The organism is Nesterenkonia rhizosphaerae (assembly GCF_039544555.1).
GTDB classification, from domain to species: Bacteria; Actinomycetota; Actinomycetes; order Actinomycetales; family Micrococcaceae; genus Nesterenkonia; species Nesterenkonia rhizosphaerae.
The window spans coordinates 131,409-149,339 of the sequence record NZ_BAABLW010000005.1; the positions used below are offsets into that span (position 1 = coordinate 131,409).

The following is a 17,931-nucleotide window of genomic DNA, read 5'->3' on the forward strand; positions in this document are numbered from 1 at the left end:
GTCACTGCGGTCGCGCACCGTGGCAGCAGCCTCAGCTCTCGCTCTGCTTTCGGCCACCGCCTGTGGATCCGATCCGCAGTCCCCGCAGCTTCGTGCCGAGGTGGACTATCAGCCGGCGTCGCTGAGTTCCGCAACTGCGGCTGAGGATGTGGTGGCCGCCGGAACTAGATTCGGGGCTCAGACCCTTGAGGCCCTCGCGGCGGGGGAGAACCTGGTAGTTTCACCCGCCTCGCTCACTACGGCGTTGGCCATGCTGGCCGAAGCTGCTGAGGGGCCCGCCGCCGCGGAGCTGGAAGAACTGCTCGGAGCAGCAGGCGAGTCCCGTACCGAAGCGTTCAGCGCCTTGCAGGCCGCGGTACGGGAGTACGACGGCGACCCCGCCGCAGTGCAGGAGGATGATCTGCCGGAGCGTCCGCTATTGCATCTGGCAAACCAACTGGTCACCCAGGACGGCGTGGATCCCGATGATGACCTGCTGGAAACTCTGGCCTCCGCATACGACGCCGGGCTGGTGACTACCGACTTTGCGCAGCAGGAGTCCAAAGACCTGCTGGATTCCTGGGTTGATGAGCACACCGGCGGACTCATCGAGAAATCCGGGGTGCAGGCCCCGGATGACCGGATCCAGTTCGTGCTGCAGAATGCGGTGGTACTGGCGGCGCAATGGCAATCGCCCTTCAGCGAATCGGCGACCGCAGAAGGAGACTTCATCACCGGCACTGGAGCCAGCGTCCGTACAGATCTGATGCAGCAGCGACTTTTCGCCTCCTATACCGAATACGACGGCGCCCAGGCGGTCCGGCTGCCCTATACCGAGGGCTTTGCCATGGATGTCGTGCTTCCCGCTGAGGGGCAGGACCCGGCCGCTATCACTGGTGAGGATTGGCTGGAGATTTCAGCTGCGCTGGGGGAGGAGTCCGCCGGTGCCGAAGTGGATCTGATGCTGCCGCGCGTGGAGATCTCCTCCAGCGAGGACCTGATCGACCTGCTGCTGGAGCTAGGCCTTGAGGCCACGGTCGCTGGTGATGATCTCAATAAACTTGCCCCGGGTACACGCTTGAGCCAGGTGGCTCATCAGACCGTGATGCGCGTGGATGAAGATGGGACCGTGGCCGCCGGAGTGACCGAGATCGTGGGGCTCACTTCTGGGACGCTCGAGGAACCTGTGCAGCTGCACGTGGACCGCCCCTACGCGCTGCACATAGTGCACACCGAGACAGACTGGCCGCTGTTCATGGGCGTGGTCTACGACCCCACCGCCGAGTAACGGTTCAGCTGCGGTCCCACAGCTGCCGGTAGTAGTTGATGCGCACCGGATCAGGATCAACCCCGTAGGTGCTGAAGAACAGCTGGTCATAGCTGCGCCCGAAATTGACCTTCCAGCTGATGCTGTACGTAGCGATGGCCAGGTCAGCCCACCGGTCGCCGACCCCGAGAGCACCGACATCCACATGGGCTAAGAACTGCCCCCGCTCATCAAGCAGTGTATTGGGCACGCAAGGATCACCATGGCAGACCACCAGCTGCTCCGGCGCGGGTGCATCGGGTGCCGCAGACGCCCAAGAGAGCGGAAACGGGCAGTCGGCTACAGGCAGCGCGTCGTGGAACCTGCGGAGTCCAAGTGCGATCGCCCGCACTGTCTCCTCTGGATGTTGCCGCCATTGCGGGACATAGGCGGATAGCCCACTGATCGCTCGGGTGACCAACCAGGCCTGGCCGCTGCGGGCGCCGTCGTCGACTACTTCGGGTACGTTGACAAACTGTCCTGCCCAGCGCAGCCGCGCTGCCTCTGCCTTCAGATCAGCTTCAGCCTGCTGAGCCGGGGCGAGGGCAGTGATGTCCTGCCACTTGATAAACCACTGGGCGTCAGCGCGGTGTGCCTTAAAGGTCAGCCCGCCCAGCGCATTGCGCCAGACTGGTTCCGGCTCGCCTGCGGCCCCTAGTTCCGCCGCTAGTTCGCTGACCAGCTGCGGAACCGGGACAGGTTCCTGCGGAACACCGGCATCGGGACGAATCATGTGTGAGGGCCTGTCACGCTCAGGACTTAGGCATTCTCGGGGGAACCGTCTGTGACTGGCTGGCGCAGGATGGTGCGCAGCTTCTCCGGGCTGGTGCGGCGCATATCGCTTAAGTAGATTTCGTGATGACTACCGGTTAAAGCAAGGCCGTGCTGCGGGATGAACTCGTGATGCATCTGCTGAAGCACCGGACCCTCCTCATCAAAGGGCCCCACATGCAGGGTCTGGACGCAGAGACCTTCCTGAAGTGTCTGGAAGAGCAGACCATCAAGGCGCAATCCATCACCGGCCTTCTTCTCAGCTACTACCCGACGGGCCTGCTCCACCATTTCGGGGCTGATCCAGTCCGGTACTAGAAGCATCAGCCTCCAGCTCCACAGTGACTTGTCCCGGGCGGTGGTGAAGGCAGAAAAGTCATCAGCCCACCAGAGACCTTCCAGGGGTGGGACCACATAATCCCGGCCCAAGTGGTTCTTACTGGCGAACTTCAGGGTGTACGCCACCGGGTAGAGCGTTTCTAGCGCGGTGCTGAACTGGGCAGAGGAATTAGGGTCCCCGGAGCCGTCCAGCATGAGGTACTGCATAGGTGGTACCTGCAGTAGCCGAAACTCTCCGGGGCGGGCCTGATAGGACTCATGCGTCTTCTTCAGATCAACCTTGCCGGTCATAGCCGCCAGCATCTCACGCCGTGGGCCGAATCCCGAGGACTGGGGGAGACGCCCGGGGCAGCAGCCCGGTAATGTAGGGGCGGTTCTCTTTCCCCCTAAAACTCACTAAAGGGTGTATTGGCATGGCACTGCGTGGTCTACGTGCGGCACTGGCAGCAAGCTCCACCTACCAGCGGGTGGCCTCAGCTGCGCAGCATCCAGCCCCCGAACGCACCGATGAACTGCAGATCGCGGCCACGTCCGGCCTTCGCCCGGCGCTGATCGCAGAGATCGCGCAGAGTCTGCGTGCTGCCCACCCGCAGGCCACCGTGCTGGCCATCACCGCCACCGACCGGGAAGCCGATGAGCTGGTGGCCTCACTGACCTGCTTCGCTCCCGATGCCGCCGTCGCGCATTTCCCCTCCTGGGAGACTCTGCCGCATGAGCGGCTCTCCCCGCGCTCTGACACTGTGGGCCGGCGCTTGGGAGTGCTGCGCCACCTTGCCCACCCTAAACAGGCCGGCACGCTTGATGTGGTGGTCGCACCGGTTCGGGCGGTTATTCAGCCGATCGTGGCCGGGCTCGGGGACCTCGAGCCGGTAAGCCTGCGCACGGGTGGCTTCTACGAATTCGACGACGTCGTCGCCCGCCTTGCCTCCGCCGCTTACAGCCGGGTGGATATGGTGACCCGGCGCGGTGAGTTTGCCGTCCGCGGCGGCATCTTGGATGTCTTTCCGCCGAATGAGACTCACCCGGTGCGTGTGGAGTTCTTCGGTGATGAAGTGGAGCAGATGCGGCACTTCTCCGTGGCTGACCAGCGCTCTCTGGATGCTGAGGACGCTCCGACGAGGTTGCACGCGGTGCCTTGCCGCGAGCTGCTGATCACCGATGAGATCGCAGCCCGTGCCAAGGAGCTCATGGCCACGATGCCGCATGCGGTGGACATGCTGGAGCGCATCAGCCAGAAGCAGGCCGTGGAAGGCATGGAGTCGCTGACCCCGGTGCTGGCCGAAAAGATGGTGCCTTTCGTCTCTGAGCTGCCCGAGGGGTCCCTGGCGGTGCTCATCGAACCGGAGAAGGTGCGCACTCGTGCCCATGATCTAGCGGCCACCAATGATGAGTTCCTCGCTGCAGCCTGGCAAGCCTCCGGCGACGGCGCAGCCAGCCCGATCGCCATCACCGATCAGGAGGAAGCCTCCCTCGCCAGTGGTGCTTTCGCTACTCTGACCGAGACCCGTGAAGCTTCCCTGGAACACGGCAGCAGCTGGTGGTCCATCACTTCCCTGGGACTGGATGCCGAGTTGGCCCAGGACGCAGACATCGTCTCTATCAGTTCGCGTGAGCCCATCGGCTACCGCGGCAGCGTGGAACAGGTGATGGAGTTCCTTGCCGGACGCGCAAAGGACCAGTGGAGTGTGGTGGTCACCACTGCTGGCGGCGGCTCCGCTCAGCGCGTGGCGGAGCTGCTGGGAGAACACCAGGTCCCGCATGAGCTGGTGGAAACCCTCGACGACGCCCCCTCAGCTGGGACCATCACCGTCACCACTGCGAACGTCCCCGAGGGGTTTGCCCTGGATGAGCTGCAGCTGGCGCTGCTGACCGAGTCCGAAATGCTCGGCCGCTCGATCCGGCAGGACAGCCGCCGCAGCAAGGGCCGCGCGGCTCGCCGTCGTAAGAATGCCGTTGACCCGCTTTCGCTGAGCAAGGGCGATTTTGTTGTCCACGAACAGCACGGTATCGGGCAGTTTGTTGAGCTGATTCAACGCCCGGTGGGCTCCCCGCAGGCGATCAAAGCAGGCACTGCCGGTATGCGCGAATACATGGTGCTGGAGTATGCGTCCTCGAAGCGGGGTGCGCCGAAGGACCGGCTGATGGTTCCCACTGACCAGCTGGACCAAGTCTCCCAGTATGTGGGCGGGGATGAGCCGAAGCTCTCGCGGATGGGCGGCAGCGACTGGGCTGCCACCAAACGCAAAGCCCGTAAAGCGGTCAAGGAGATCGCCGCGGAACTCATCCGGCTCTACGCGGCACGGATGGCCTCACGCGGTCACGCCTTCGCCCCGGATACGCCCTGGCAGGCTGAGCTGGAGGACGCCTTCCCCTATGTGGAGACCCCTGATCAGCTGACCGCCATGGAGGACGTCAAGCGAGACATGGAGGCCGAGGTCCCCATGGACCGGCTGGTCTCCGGTGATGTGGGCTTCGGCAAAACCGAGATCGCCGTCCGGGCTGCGTTCAAAGCGGTCCAGGACGGTAAACAAGTGGCCGTCCTGGTGCCCACCACGCTGCTGGTCTCTCAGCATCAAGAGACGTTCACCGAACGCTACGCCGGGTTCCCGGTGCGTGTTCGTGCGCTCTCCCGGTTCCAGAGCGTCAAGGAATCTAAGGAGGTGCTGGCCGGGCTGAAAGAGGGCAGCATCGATGTGGTCATCGGCACCCACCGTCTGCTGAGCAAGGAGGTCCAGTTCAAGGACCTGGGCCTGGTGGTCATCGATGAGGAACAGCGTTTCGGTGTGGAGCACAAGGAACAGCTGAAAAAGATGCGCACCAATGTGGATGTGCTGGCGATGACGGCGACACCCATTCCGCGCACCCTGGAGATGTCTCTGGCGGGCATCCGCGAGACCTCTGAGCTGAACACTCCGCCGGAAGAGCGGCACCCAGTGCTGACCTATGTGGGCCCGTATACGGATAAGCAGGTTTCTGCCGCAGTGCGCCGTGAGCTCATGCGTGAGGGACAGGTGTTCTATGTGCACAACCGGGTCGCTGATATTGACCGGGTCGCAGCCCGAATCAAGGAGCTGGTGCCCGAGGCCCGTGTGGAGGTGGCCCACGGCCAGATGGGGGAGGCCCGTCTGGAGCAGATCGTGAACGACTTCTGGGAGCGGCGATTCGATGTGCTGGTCTCCACCACCATCATCGAAACCGGTCTGGATATCTCCAACGCCAACACTCTGATCGTGGATAAGGCCTCTGCCTTCGGACTCTCGCAGTTGCATCAGCTGCGTGGCCGCGTGGGACGCTCTCGGGAACGGGCCTACGCCTACTTCCTCTACCCGGCGGAGAAACCGCTGGGCGAAGATGCTCTGGAGCGGTTGAAAGCCGTGGCGGCTCATAATGAACTGGGAGCTGGCTTCCAGCTGGCGAAGAAGGATCTGCAGCTGCGTGGTGCCGGAAACCTGCTCGGTGGTGAGCAGTCCGGTCATATTGAGGGCGTGGGCTTTGACCTCTACCTGCGCATGGTGGGCGAGGCTGTGGCTGATTTCCGAGGAGAGGAAGAGCAGACCGTCACAGAAGTGAAGATCGAACTGCCGATCAACGCTCACCTGCCTTCAGAGTATGTGCCCAGTGAACCCCTTCGCCTGGAGGCTTATCGCAAACTCGCCGCAGCAGATACCGAGGAGAAGATCTCCGAGGTCCTCGCCGAATGGCAGGACCGCTACGGTGAACCACCTACCGCAGTGGAGAACCTCCTGGAGGTTGCGCGGTTCCGCAATCGCGTGCGCTCGGTCGGAATTACCGACGTCGGGGTCCAGGGCAAGTTCATTCGGTTCGCCCCGGTGGAGGATCTGCCCGAATCACGCCAGCTGCGTATGGAACGGCTTTACCCCGGAGCCCAGCAGAAGGTGGCAATGAAGCAGATCCTGCTGCCTAAGCCGACCACTAAGAAGATCGGTGGAGAAGAACTTTCCGACGGCCCGCTGCTGGAGTGGCTCAACCAGGTCTGGGAGGGCCTCTTCAAGCCCAACGCCTAGACCCTGTCACGCCTAAACCTGTAACGCCTAGCGCGGCACTTCGCAGATGCGAGTGGGCAAGACGTGCCGGGCAAGACGAGCTGGGCAAGACGTGCCGGGCAAGACGTGCTTAGGCCGGCGGAAATCAGGCGGCGAGGCCGTACAGGACCGGGGCGGCGCGCCAGATCAAGTCTGCTGCGGTAAGGAGTCCGGCAGGTGGTGTGTCCTCGGCAGGAGTGTGGTCAGCAGATTGGCGGCCGTCAGGGAGATGGTCACTGAGGACGCGCTCGCTTAGCCAGCGCTCGGTGTGTGAATGAGCACCGGGTGAATGTGCGATGTGTAGATGAGCGCTGGGTGAATGGGTGCTGTTCGTGTGAGCAGGATCGGCACCTCGGCCAGGGTTGGGCTCAGGATTGGGTTCCGACCTCTGTGGTGGTGGGTGGAGGAATCCGTGGGATTTCATGCGGTGATGGCGCCTGCACAGTGCCCAGAGATTGTCGGCGCTGGTTTCTCCACCCTGTTCCCAGGGTGTTTGGTGGTCGATATCGCAGCGTTCGGCGCTGATGGTGCATCCGCCTGCTTGGCAGGTCCCGTCCCGGAAGATCAGTGCGTCGCGTAGGTGTGCGGGTGGGTACCGGCCGATATACCGGGCACTGAGTAAGTCATACTCTGCGTTCCTAGAATCCTTGCGGGTATGGCCTTGGTACCAGTGATGGTTGGCCTCGGGGTTGGCGGCGAGGTGGCGTGCTTGGTGGGCGGGGATCATCCATGACCGATCTGCAGCCATCGCCGGCTCGTCTGTTTCACCGGTGAGGGTGGCCTCCGGGATCATGATCATGATCTTGGCATCAACCGTGGCGTCATAGACCCGTCCATCACGAAGCCATGCCGTGAGGAGGTCTGCTTCCCGCTGGGCCAGGGTGCGGGGATCCGCGGCCTGAGGACTTGTGGTGCTGGAGTCAGGGGACTGGGCATCAGCGGTGTGGTGACCTGCGGCGCCCGGTTCCGAAGGGGACGATTCCATGTCGTGTGGTTCCGCGTGGCCTCGCCCTGCGCCGCCTGTTTCTGCGGCACCAGAGCCAGCCTGGCGGTGACCAGCGGTTCCCCCATCTGGCCGGGGCTGGTCCATGCCCCGGGCTGCGGCTTTGAGGCGTTTCTCGATCGCTGCGGCTTCTAAGGTGGGGATATAGGCCTGGAGGTAGCTCATTCCGTGGGACTGGTGCTGAAACCGCACGAACCGGGCTTGGTTCTCCTTCTCACAAGCCCTGGCGTAACTCTCTGGGTCGAGGGAGGCGGTGTAGCGGGTGAGCCAGTGATGAAACTCCGAGAGACTACGGCGCTGTGCTTGTTCGGCTACGGCCTGATCCAGTTGTCGCAGCAGGTGATCAGGCAGGCTACTGGTGATGGCGGCGTCGACGGTTTTCCGCACCCTGGGCAGATCAATGAGCCCCTCACAGAATGCTCGCCACGTGTGGGGGAGGAGGCACTTAGCCTCCTGTGTGGTGTTGAGGATGGTGGTGGCGGTGCGGTCACTGACCCCGAGGATGCGGGCGGCATCACGAACAGCGGCACGGTCTGCCTCAGACCGGGTGACCAGGGGTTCCTGGGCATAATGCGCGGCAGTCCGTGCACGGTAGTCAAGAAGTGCGGTGATGGTGGCTGCTTCAGCTCGCCGGGAGGTGACCTGGTGTTCGAAGGCTGAAGTGAGTTCCGGTTCCCCAGCGAGGGCTCTGAGGTGCTCAGGCATAGGAGGGGCACTGCTGGCGCTGCTGGTGGTGGAAGCTACCATGGTGATCACCCCTTGTGCCGGCCATGCGGCCTGTCTTCATACCTGTGTGTACCCGTCCATCTATCGAATCTATGTTCTATTGTTTCATGTCGATAGGTAGATGTCGATAGGTCTTGGGGATCTCTCGCAGGATTGAGACAGCGTCAGGCATGGCCAGTGACATGCGGACCAGCCCAACTCCGGTTTAGCAGCCCAACTCAGGCTTTGCAGCCCGTTCTAGCCTGCCTCGCACACCAGGAGCGGAGATCGCTTAACCCGCGGTACGAGGACTCACTGATCGCGGTCGGGGTAGCCCTGTAAGCCAGGGCGAGAACCGCGTGCGGTTGACTACTAGCCCCAAGCTCCAGCACACCAGCAGGGCAATCAAGATACGCAGCGGTTGGTAGCTGACCAGATCCCAGATCAAAAACAGCACATAGGCGTGGAAGAACACGACCATCGTGCCGGTCTTGACCAGCTCGGAGATCACCGTCAGCGCCGCAGGGATCGTCTTTAGTGCTGCATCGGCCCAGGTGGAGAAGACCCCCACCAGACCCACGCAGATCAGCAGGGCCAGGGCGGGAGAAACCAGGAATGTCCCGAAGCCGGACCACTTCATATTCATCGTCTCAGCACCTGCTGCGACCCCGGCCATACCGGCCGCTATCAGCAGCACACCTACCACACCGGCCCAGGGGGAACGGGCTGCCTCAGCCAACCGCTGCCGCCAAGCAGGCGACGCAGACCTTCCGGCACCAGCAGCGTCGCGAGCCGGAGTGATCAGTCGGCGGAACCAGAATCCGGCCAGGATAAAGGCCGCGCAGGCCGGAGCCAGACCCAGTCCGAGGCTGGTATACGACATTGCCGAATCGGGAACCTGCGCCAGCGCCAGGCCCCCAAGGGCGGCAGCAAGCTGCACCCACCAGGGAAGCGTCAACAGCAGACGCACCAGCAGCACGGCGAAGAACATCACGGAGATGAACCAAAACGCCAGGAACGGCATATCGGTGAGCCCCCCGCCGAAGACAGCCCCGGCAATGGTCAGCCAGGTGTCTTCAAAGGGCTTGGGCGTGTAGTGGTGGACTGCCACCAGGGCGATCAGCAGCACCAGCCACGTCAGATACGGCACCCCGAGGGTGTGCCAGCGGGTACGAATCTCGCCGGCAAAACTGCGCACAGGAGACAGGAAGAACCCGGCAAGGAAGAAGAACAGGGGCATCCGCCAGATCTGCAGATACTCCTCGTACGGCATCAGCGGCCAACCATGACCGACGACGACGGCAGCAACAGAGATGACGCGCAACAGGTCAATACCCGCGTTGCGCGCCATCCGGGCTTCAGGCCCCATAAATGCTGTGTGGCAGGCGCCTCTTAGCGGTCCGCGTGGTACGGGCCGGCCTTGCGCTCACGGGTAGGAGCGTTGGACTCTGCCGCGCGGGAAGCCATCGCATCCAGCGGCTCGCCGTGCTCACCGTGAAGGTCCTGATGCTCCAGCGAATCCGAACGGCCGATCACTTCCTTGGCCACCAGGAAAGCACCGGCATAGAGACCCAGGAACAACAGACCCGGCAACCAGACCTGGTCCAGATCCCAGAAGTTCAGCGCGACGATCGAGCCCAGCAGCATGCCGAACACAAAGAGGAAAGCCACCAGGTTGCCCAGGAAGTGGCCCTGTCCGGAGTAGGCCTTAACCTGGCCGTTGCTGATCATGAGATCCCTTTCGAAAGTTCCGTTGCGCCGTGGCGATGCACCTTGTCAGTAACCGCCCCGGGCGCCGTCGTTCTTGCTTCCCTCTACGATATCAACTGAGGCGCTGGCCCCGATGCGTGTGGCACCGGCATTGACCATAGCGACGGCGTCCTCGTAGCTGCGCACCCCGCCGGAAGCTTTGATCCCCAGTCGCCCGCCGACCACCGAATGCATCAGCGCGATATCTTCGACCGTCGCCCCACCGCCGCCAAAGCCGGTGGAGGTCTTCACGAAGTCAGCACCGGCAGCCTCAGCGGCACGGCAGACGAGCTCTTTGGCCTCCTGGGTCAGCAGGCTGGTCTCCAGAATGACCTTCAGGATGGCTCCACCGGCATGCGCCGCGGCCGCCAGTGCGGCGATCTGAGCCTGCACGGCATCGGCCCGGCCGGCGTTGGCATCAGCGATGTCCACCACCATGTCCACCTCCTGAGCGCCCTGCTGGACGGCGTCCTGAGTCTCGGCGACTTTCGCCGCGGTGGTGGAAGCACCAAGCGGGAAGCCGACCACCGTGCACGTCTTCACCGGGCTGCCGGCTAGAGCTTCTGCGGTGAAGGAAACCCATCGGGGGTTGATGCAGACCGCGGCGAAGCCGTGCTCCAGAGCCTCGGAGATCACCCGGCGTACGGTTGCCTCGTCCGTGTCTGGCTTCAGTGCGGTGTGATCGATCAGCCCGGCTAGCTCCACAGGGGTCGGGGTGGTGGAAGCGGTCATTACTGGGGTCCTTTCGCAAGAATGCTGTTCATGGCCTCACGCACAGTGTCCAGGCGCTCGGCGGCCTGGGCGCGGGCAGCGGAGACATCCGCGGCGGCATCGCCGGCCGGTTCCGCGGTGGTCTCCAGGTAGCACTTGACCTTGGGCTCGGTGCCGGAGGGACGCACGATCACCCGGTCACCGGCGTCGGTGAGGTAGATCAGCGCGTCGGTAACCTTGGCCTCGGTGAACTCCTGGCCGGGCAGCGGCTGCCGGCTGAGATCCAAGGTCTCGGTGACTGCAGAACCGGCAATCTCAGCCGGCGGGTTCTCCCGCAGGGCGGCAGTGATCTGGCCCAGCTGACTGAGATCCTGCACCCGGATAGTGACCTGCCCAGTGAGATAAACACCAGCCTCTGCGGCAATGTCATCCAGCGCCTGGACCGCGGTGATTCCTTTGGTCTTGAGATCGGCGATGAGCTCGGCAAAGATCATCGCCGCAGAGACGCCGTCCTTATCCCGAACATGCACCGGATCCACGTCGAAGCCGATAGCTTCCTCATAACCGAAGATGATGTTGGGCACCCGGGCCAGCCATTTGAATCCGGTGAGTGTCTCCGCGTGCTCGACGCCGCGGGCTGCGCTGAGTTTGCCCAGCAGTCGCGAGGACACCACAGAGTTTCCGATGGCAGGTGCGGTGCTCTCACCGGTGCCGGTGCTTTGCCATCCTTGGCGCAGCGGGCCGCGGTCCAGGATATGCCGACCCAGCAGGGCGCCGATCTCATCCCCGGAGAGCTGCCGCCAGGAGGCGGCCTGCTCGTCATAGACGGCGGCAGAGAGGCGGTCGGCGTCGGGATCATTGGCCAGCACCAGATCGGCTGAATGCTCAACGGCGGCTTTCAGCGCGAGATCCAGCGCACCAGCCTCCTCCGGGTTGGGGAAGTCCGCAGTGGGGAAATCGGGGTCTGGAGCGAACTGCTCGGCCACCGGGATAACGGTGCTGAAACCAGCAGCGGAGAGCAGCTCGGTCACCATTTCACCGCCGACGCCGTGCATCGCGGTATAGACGATCGTGATGTCGCGGTGCGGATAGTTCTGCGCATCCAGCAGCTGCAGGGCCTCGCGCTGGTAGCTGTCCCGATCCGCTTGGCCGATCGTGTGCACACCAGCAGGACGGAGGACTTCGGCTCGTGCCTGAACGTCGGTGCGTGAGTCTGCGAAGTCCTCTGTCACCACCTGGGCGATGGTCTCAGCAATTTCACGATCCACCGGGGAGACGATCTGAGCGCCCACACCCAGTCCGTCGGGTTCCAGGAATCGGGACAGCTCACCGCCGAGGTAGACCTTATAGCCGTTATCCCGCGGAGGGTTGTGGCTGGCGGTGACCATGACGCCGACCTCTGCGTCCTTCACCAGGACTTGACGCGCCAGCAGCGGAGTAGGTCCGGGCCGATCGAAGAGATGCACTTCCCACCCCGCGGCGTGGAAGATCTCCGCGGTCTCGTAGGCGAACTCATCGGACTGGTGCCGGGCGTCGAAACCGATCACGATGCGGCGGGCAGCCGAGCCCTCCACGTCATGCGGGTTATCCACCTTCGCATGAGCTTCGGTGAGCTTCTCCGTGGCATACCTCAGCAGACCAGCTGCTGTCTGCCGGACGACCAGGCGGTTCATCCGCAGCGGGCCGGGGCCCAGCTCGGCGCGCAGCCCCGCGGTGCCGAAGGCGAGCCGACCAGCAAACAGCCCTTCCAGCGCGGCCGCTGCGGTGTGGTCGCCGCCGTCGGCAGCTTGCAGCAGGTCTTCCAACTCAGAGCGGGTGCGCGGATCAGGGTCCAGCGCGATCCAGCGGCGGACGGTGCTCAGCAGGTCAGTCACGTGAGCGTCTCCTTCGAGGTTCTGGGGTGGGACGCCTGACAGCGGCATCCAGCGATTCTAGGTCGGGGCGGTAAGCAGCGGGTTACAGCGCGCGGCGGACAATCTGGGCCAGGAGAGCGGCAATGCGCGGCGCCGCAGCCGCCCCTGCCTCCAGGACCTCCTGGTGGCTCAGCGGTTCAGGGGAGATTCCGGCACCCAGGTTAGTCACCAGGGAGATGCCGAAGACCTCCATGCCAGCAGCGTGTGCGGCAATTGCTTCCAGCGCAGTGGACATGCCCACCAGATCCGCGCCCAGCACACCCGCCATCCTCACCTCAGCCGGGGTCTCATAGTGCGGGCCGGGGAACTGCGCGTAGACGCCTTCGGGGAGAGTGGGATCCACTTCCCGGGCCAGCTCACGCAGCCGCGGGGAGTAGAGGTCCGTCATATCCACAAAATGCGCACCACGCAGCGCAGAGGTGCCGGTGAGGTTGATGTGGTCGCTGATCAGCACCGCAGTGCCGGGCTTCCACTCCGGGTTCAGCCCGCCACAGCCATTGGTCAGCACCATGGTGCTGGCCCCCGCCGCAGCAGCAGTACGCACCCCGTGAGCCACCGCGTCCACACCGCGGCCCTCGTAGTAATGGGTGCGGGCACCGATCACCAGGATGTGTCTGGGCTGCCCATCGGCTGCTTCTGCCCGGATGACCTTAAGGGTTCCGGAGTGGCCGGAGACCCCGGAATGGTGGAAGCCGGGAATTTCTGCGGCGTCGATCTCAGCCACCAGCTCGCCCAGCTGTTCAGCGGCACCGCCCCAACCGGAGCCCAGGGTGCACGCCAGGTCAATGCGTTCGACAGAAGCGGCGGCGAGCAGGGCCTTGGCCGCACGTTCAGCGGTCTGAGCCGACGGCGCCGTCGGGTCATTGGTAGGCACCGGCGCGGCATCGCCGAGTTCGCGGGGCTGCGACCCGGATTCACGGGTGACGTGGCCGAAACCGGCGGCAGTGAAATCGTCTTCAGGCTGTTCGGCATCAAACGGAGCGGTCATGGCCACTAATCTATGCGAGCTTTACAGTCATCGCGAAGCGGCCCACCCCGACGTCGTGTTCCCGCGCCGTGATGACGCCTATGCCGCCGCCGTCCCCATGGCAAAGCGCAGCGTGTCCAGGCCCAGTCCACCCAGCTGCAGCAGCTCGGTGTGGAAGGCCCGCAGGTCAAATGACTCGCCTTCGGCGGCCTCGCGCTCGGCGCGGATCTGTTCGAAGACTCGCTGACCCACCTTGTACGACGGCGCCTGCCCCGGCCACCCGAGATACCGGGTGAACTCGAACTCCAGCTGGGCCTCCGAAATGGGCAGGTGGGCGCGCAGGAATGCCCGGCCCTGTTCCGTGGTCCAGGTCTCTCCGCCCCACTCGGCGGGGGCCTTCAGCCCGCAGTGCACACCGATGTCGAAGACCACGCGGGCCGCACGCATGCGCTGCATATCCAGCATGCCCATCATGTCCCCGGGATCGTTGAGATAGCCGAGTTCCGCCATGAGCTGCTCGGCGTAGAGCGCCCACCCCTCGGCGAAGCCCGAGGTGTTCGCGGCGTTGCGGCGCCAGGAGTTCAGGCGGTCCTTCACCAGGGTCGCGGTGGCAATCTGCAGGTGATGCCCGGGTACGCCCTCGTGGTAGACCGTGGTGGTCTCGGTCCAGGTGGTGAATTCATTGTCTTCAGGCGGAACTGACCACCACATCCGGCCGGGTCGGGAGAAATCATCAGAGGGGCCGGTGTAGTACACGCCGCCATCCTGAGTGGGGGCGATCATGCATTCGAGCGTGTCCATGGGGGAAGGGATGTCGAAGTGACTGCCCTTCAGCTCAGCCACGGCCTGATCGGAGAGCTGCTGCATCCACTCCTGCAGCGCCTGGGTTCCGGTCAGCTTCCTGGCCGGGTCATTGTTGAGGATCTCCTTGGCCTCTTCAATGCTGGCCCCGGGCTTGATCTGCTCAGCGACTTCTCGCTGGGCCTGCACAATACGCTCTAGCTCCTGAAGCCCCCAGGCGTAGGTCTCCTCAAGATCCAGGACCGTACCGGTGAAGGTCTGCGAGACCAACCGATAGTAGTCTGCGCCCACGGCGTCGGCCTCCGGGGCGGAGGGCAGCAGTTCGTTGGTGAGTCGTTCGGAGAGCACCAGATATGCCTCAGCGGCAGCTTGTGCGCCTTCTTCTACTGCCTGAACCACCGACGACGACGCACCGGCTTGCCCGGCCTTCTCCACGAACTGCGAGAAAGCCCCATCGGCCCCTGCCCAGGCGGCGAACTGCGCGGCCGCTGCGCGCACCTGACGGGCAGCGGGCACGTGGCCTGCGGAATGGGAGTCTTGCAGCGACTCCCAGTAGCCTTCCAGCGCAGGGGTAAGGTTCTTCAACCGGCCAGCCAGATGCTGAAAGTCCTGATCCGACTCGGCCGGCATGAGGTCCAGGATCATCCTGGCCCCGTGTGCCGGGGAGGCGATGTTGTCCAGCTGGGTGCGCCCGGTCTCATGCAGGGCAAGCTCCAGCTGCAGGCGCTCACGCAACGCGTGCAAAGTCACCTCGTCGGTGTGGTCCTGGGCGCTGAGCTCATCGAGTCCGGCCAGGGTGCGGCGGGACAATTCCGCCATTTGCTGGCGACCAGCAGGGGAGTAGTCCCCGTATTCGGTCTCCACCCCGGTGCGCCCCAGATAGGTGGCTTCCTCAGGCGCCAGCTTCAGGAACTCCTCGAAATACTCCTCGGCGTAGGCGTCCACTGCGGTGGGCGTCCTGGTCTCAGCAGGTGCGACGGGATTCTCAGACATCAGGGCCTCATTCGGGTGTGTGATCAGGACTGGTTGGGCTCAGCCACATGCAGGTGCAGCCTGCGCGCGGCTTCGGAGAGTGAGCCCGAGAGCGAGGGGTAGACGGTGAAGGTGCCGGCCACATCGTCCACGTGGAGCTTATGGGTCACCGCCAGCGCCAGCGGGAAAATCAGCTCAGAGGCACGCGGAGCCACCACCACCGCGCCGATGACCGTGCCGGATCCCTTCCGGGAGAAGATCTTGACGAAGCCTTCGCGGATATTCATCATCTTGGCCCGTGGATTGGTGGCCAGATCCAGCTTCACCACATCAGCCTGGTACTTACCGGAGTCCACCTGTGCCTGGGTGACACCCACAGTGGCGATCTCGGGGGAGGTGAAAACATTGGAGGCCACGCGGTGCAGCTGCAGCGGCTTGACTGCTTCTCCCTGCATATGCGCCACCGCAATGCGACCCTGCATGGCTGCCACCGAGGCCAGCGGCATCATGCCGGTGCAGTCACCGGCAGCGTAAACGCCTGCGGCGGTGGTTCGTGAGACGGTGTCCACCCGGATATGGCCCGATTCGGTGGTCTCCACGCCGGCTTCTTCCAGGCCGATGTTCTCAGTGTTCGGGATACCGCCCACGGCCATCAGACAGTGCGAGCCGTCCAGGACTCGACCGTCGGTGAGGGTCACCTTCACGCCGTTCTCTGTGCGTTCCACTGACTCAGCGCGCGAGCGGGACGCTACTTTGACCCCGGCGCGAGCAAAGGAGTTCTCCAGCAGGCTGGCGGCATCGGAATCCTCACCCGGCAGCACCTGGTCGCGGGAGGAGACAAGAGTGACATCTGCGCCGAGTCGGCGGTAGGCAGAGGCGAACTCAGCACCGGTCACGCCCGAGCCCACCACGATCATGTGCTCAGGAACTTCGGTGAGGTTATAGGCCTGGGTCCAGTTCAGGATTCGCTCACCGTCAGGCTTGGCCGAGCCGAGTTCACGCGGGTGCGCTCCGGTGGCGATAATGACGGCGTCGGCCTCCAGCACAGTGGTCTCGCCGGCTTCTGTGGTGACCTCGATATTGGTCGGAGCCACTAGTCGCCCGCGTCCAGCGATGATGCGCACCCCGGCGGCCTCCACGGAGGCGTGGATATCCCGGGACTGGCTATGCGCCAGTTTCATCAGACGCTGATTGACCTTGGAGAAATCAGCCCAGGCCTCGGTTTCGTATTTATCGCTGCTGTGCTCACCAAAACGCACCCCGAAAGCAGTCGAGGCATTAACCCTCCGCATCGCGTCTGCGGTGGCGATCAGGGTCTTCGATGGCACCACATCCGTGAGCACTGCGGAACCGCCCATGCCCTTCTCTTCAACAATGGTCACCTCCGCTCCAGCATCGGCAGCCACCATGGCAGCTTCATAGCCGCCGGGGCCACCTCCGAGGATTGCGATGCGGTCAGGGGCAAAACGCTTAGCAGAGGTCTGTGAAGTCACGGTCCCCATTCTTATCTACTGTTGAGGTGCTTGTCACAGCAACCCGTGTATATGTCACGGGATCCCAGGGCGGATCGGCTACCCTGGACTGATCAGCGGCACCCCCGTCGCATCAGAGCAACACAAGCGAGGCAAGGTGAGGTGGAGTCGATCGTGACACTGGGACTCCGGCCTGCAGGGGCCGGGATCATGGAGATGATTCCCAGTCTGCCCATCCACTCCTCTTTTCTGATTGCTCTGATCGCCGGGCTCTTCCTGGCGGCGCTGATGCTGAGGGCCCAGCGATTGTCCGCCCAGACGCAGACGACGTCGGGGTTGACCCCGCGCCGGGCCCGCATCGCACGCAGGCGCGCGCAGCGGCGTGTACACCGCCGAGCGCCGCGCACAGAACGAAGGGCACAGATGACCACCACCGCCGGAGATTCCCCACAGCCAGCTGCCCCGCGCGGCACTGCAAGCACAGGGATCACGATCCACTGGGGCCGGACCCTGCTGGCGCTTGTGGGACTAGTTTCCTTGTTAACTGCGACCGTCACCGCACTGCTCGCTACGTTCACGACACTGACCTGGGCTGCACCAGGAATCAGTGCAGCCGTCTTCGTGCTCGCTCTAGTGAGCCTGCAGGTCTCGGCTGTGCTGCGTCGTCGTCGTAGGCGCCGTGCCCGGCTGGAGGCGGCCATGCGTGAGGCAATGAACCCGGATGTGGAGACACTGCACCGCCGCTACACTGCAACGGCTCAGGAACAGGACCGCGCGCGGCAGCAGGCCATATTTGATGCGCTGAGCGCTGACGAGCGCGGCGTCGGTGGTCCCGATTCTCTGGTGAAGCTGGACGAGGACGGTCTCCCGGATAACGCTGAGCGACTCTTCTCAGCAGAGGATGTCCAGCGTCGCGCGGCGATCTTCGATCAAGCAGGACCGGTGGACATGCAGTGGGAGCCCCGCGACGTGCCCCAGCCGAAGTACCTGGCCGTGGAGAAGGCTCAGCGTCCGGAGCCGGCTCCGCAGCAAGCGCCGGAGCAGCCTAAGCCCAAGCCCGAGACCAAACTCCGGCAGCCGGCTGCCCCAGCAGCTTCCTCCGCTCAGGATTCTGAGGAGCCCGCTGAGGACAGCAGCACCCAGGAGGCGATGGATCTGGACGCTGTTCTCAAGCGCAGGCGAGCTTGAGCAGGGTGCAGG

The 17,931-nt window shown here is 64.0% G+C and carries 13 protein-coding genes; 3 read left to right on the forward strand and 10 right to left on the reverse strand.

From position 1 onward, the window contains the following. Positions 1 to 19: 19 nt before the first annotated feature. Complete coding sequence (locus ABEA23_RS04915; protein WP_345476955.1) at positions 20 to 1,267, forward strand: serpin family protein; 1,248 nt, start codon at positions 20 to 22, stop codon at positions 1,265 to 1,267. Between the two features lie 4 nt (positions 1,268 to 1,271). On the opposite strand, the gene ABEA23_RS04920 is transcribed toward ABEA23_RS04915, so the two are convergent. Both ABEA23_RS04920 and ABEA23_RS04925 read right to left on the reverse strand, forming a co-directional pair. Next, positions 1,272 to 2,018 carry a phosphotransferase gene (locus ABEA23_RS04920; protein ID WP_345476956.1) on the reverse strand — a complete coding sequence of 249 codons (747 nt, stop codon included), beginning with the start codon at positions 2,016 to 2,018 and terminating at the stop codon, positions 1,272 to 1,274. Positions 2,019 to 2,044: 26 nt separating this feature from the next. Continuing rightward, positions 2,045 to 2,686, reverse strand: a complete 642-nt coding sequence (locus tag ABEA23_RS04925) for a GyrI-like domain-containing protein (protein WP_345476957.1) — start codon at positions 2,684 to 2,686, stop codon at positions 2,045 to 2,047. Between the two features lie 122 nt (positions 2,687 to 2,808). On the opposite strand from ABEA23_RS04925, the gene mfd reads away from it, so the two are divergent. Next, positions 2,809 to 6,420 carry a transcription-repair coupling factor gene (gene mfd, locus ABEA23_RS04930; protein WP_345476958.1) on the forward strand — a complete coding sequence of 1,204 codons (3,612 nt, stop codon included), beginning with the start codon at positions 2,809 to 2,811 and terminating at the stop codon, positions 6,418 to 6,420. A gap of 124 nt (positions 6,421 to 6,544) precedes the next feature. On the opposite strand, the gene ABEA23_RS04935 is transcribed toward mfd, so the two are convergent. From ABEA23_RS04935 to ABEA23_RS04970, 8 genes are all read right to left on the reverse strand, one after another. Further along, positions 6,545 to 8,188, reverse strand: coding sequence for an HNH endonuclease (locus ABEA23_RS04935; protein WP_345476959.1), 1,644 nt, complete (start codon positions 8,186 to 8,188; stop codon positions 6,545 to 6,547). Positions 8,189 to 8,438: 250 nt separating this feature from the next. Next, positions 8,439 to 9,515, reverse strand: a complete 1,077-nt coding sequence (locus tag ABEA23_RS04940) for an acyltransferase family protein (protein ID WP_345476960.1) — start codon at positions 9,513 to 9,515, stop codon at positions 8,439 to 8,441. Between the two features lie 23 nt (positions 9,516 to 9,538). Continuing rightward, positions 9,539 to 9,877 (reverse strand): hypothetical protein, encoded by a 339-nt coding sequence (locus ABEA23_RS04945; protein ID WP_345476961.1) that lies wholly within the window; start codon positions 9,875 to 9,877, stop codon positions 9,539 to 9,541. 45 nt (positions 9,878 to 9,922) lie between these two features. Next, positions 9,923 to 10,627, reverse strand: a complete 705-nt coding sequence (gene deoC / locus ABEA23_RS04950) for a deoxyribose-phosphate aldolase (RefSeq protein WP_345476962.1) — start codon at positions 10,625 to 10,627, stop codon at positions 9,923 to 9,925. Then, complete coding sequence (locus ABEA23_RS04955; protein ID WP_345476963.1) at positions 10,627 to 12,528, reverse strand: phospho-sugar mutase; 1,902 nt, start codon at positions 12,526 to 12,528, stop codon at positions 10,627 to 10,629. The genes deoC and ABEA23_RS04955 overlap by 1 nt, the downstream gene beginning before the upstream one ends. A 34-nt stretch (positions 12,529 to 12,562) precedes the next feature. After that, complete coding sequence (locus tag ABEA23_RS04960) at positions 12,563 to 13,507, reverse strand: purine-nucleoside phosphorylase (RefSeq protein ID WP_345476964.1); 945 nt, start codon at positions 13,505 to 13,507, stop codon at positions 12,563 to 12,565. 78 nt (positions 13,508 to 13,585) lie between these two features. Further along, positions 13,586 to 15,280: a DUF885 domain-containing protein gene (locus ABEA23_RS04965; RefSeq protein ID WP_345476965.1), complete on the reverse strand. Its 1,695-nt coding sequence runs from the start codon at positions 15,278 to 15,280 to the stop codon at positions 13,586 to 13,588. Between the two features lie 23 nt (positions 15,281 to 15,303). Then, the gene (locus ABEA23_RS04970) at positions 15,304 to 16,761 is read right to left on the reverse strand and encodes an NAD(P)H-quinone dehydrogenase (RefSeq protein WP_345476966.1); all 1,458 of its coding nucleotides are present in this window, start codon (positions 16,759 to 16,761) and stop codon (positions 15,304 to 15,306) included. Between the two features lie 144 nt (positions 16,762 to 16,905). Here ABEA23_RS04970 and ABEA23_RS04975 point away from each other — a divergent pair, with 144 nt between their 5' ends. Further along, positions 16,906 to 17,919, forward strand: coding sequence for a hypothetical protein (locus ABEA23_RS04975; protein WP_345476967.1), 1,014 nt, complete (start codon positions 16,906 to 16,908; stop codon positions 17,917 to 17,919). Positions 17,920 to 17,931 lie beyond the last annotated feature (12 nt).

Bases quoted from the DNA above. Each gene is read 5' to 3' on its own strand.
- ABEA23_RS04940 (WP_345476960.1), bottom strand. From the start codon at position 9,515: ATGGGGCCTGAAGCCCGGATGGCGCGCAACGCGGGTATTGACCTGTTG.
- ABEA23_RS04945 (WP_345476961.1), bottom strand. From the start codon at position 9,877: ATGATCAGCAACGGCCAGGTTAAGGCCTACTCCGGACAGGGCCACTTC.
- ABEA23_RS04920 (WP_345476956.1), bottom strand. From the start codon at position 2,018: ATGATTCGTCCCGATGCCGGTGTTCCGCAGGAACCTGTCCCGGTTCCG.
- ABEA23_RS04970 (WP_345476966.1), bottom strand. From the start codon at position 16,761: ATGGGGACCGTGACTTCACAGACCTCTGCTAAGCGTTTTGCCCCTGAC.
- ABEA23_RS04955 (WP_345476963.1), bottom strand. From the start codon at position 12,528: ATGCCGCTGTCAGGCGTCCCACCCCAGAACCTCGAAGGAGACGCTCAC.
- ABEA23_RS04925 (WP_345476957.1), bottom strand. From the start codon at position 2,686: ATGACCGGCAAGGTTGATCTGAAGAAGACGCATGAGTCCTATCAGGCC.
- mfd (WP_345476958.1), top strand. From the start codon at position 2,809: ATGGCACTGCGTGGTCTACGTGCGGCACTGGCAGCAAGCTCCACCTAC.
- ABEA23_RS04960 (WP_345476964.1), bottom strand. From the start codon at position 13,507: ATGACCGCTCCGTTTGATGCCGAACAGCCTGAAGACGATTTCACTGCC.
- ABEA23_RS04965 (WP_345476965.1), bottom strand. From the start codon at position 15,280: ATGTCTGAGAATCCCGTCGCACCTGCTGAGACCAGGACGCCCACCGCA.
- ABEA23_RS04935 (WP_345476959.1), bottom strand. From the start codon at position 8,188: ATGGTAGCTTCCACCACCAGCAGCGCCAGCAGTGCCCCTCCTATGCCT.
- deoC (WP_345476962.1), bottom strand. From the start codon at position 10,627: ATGACCGCTTCCACCACCCCGACCCCTGTGGAGCTAGCCGGGCTGATC.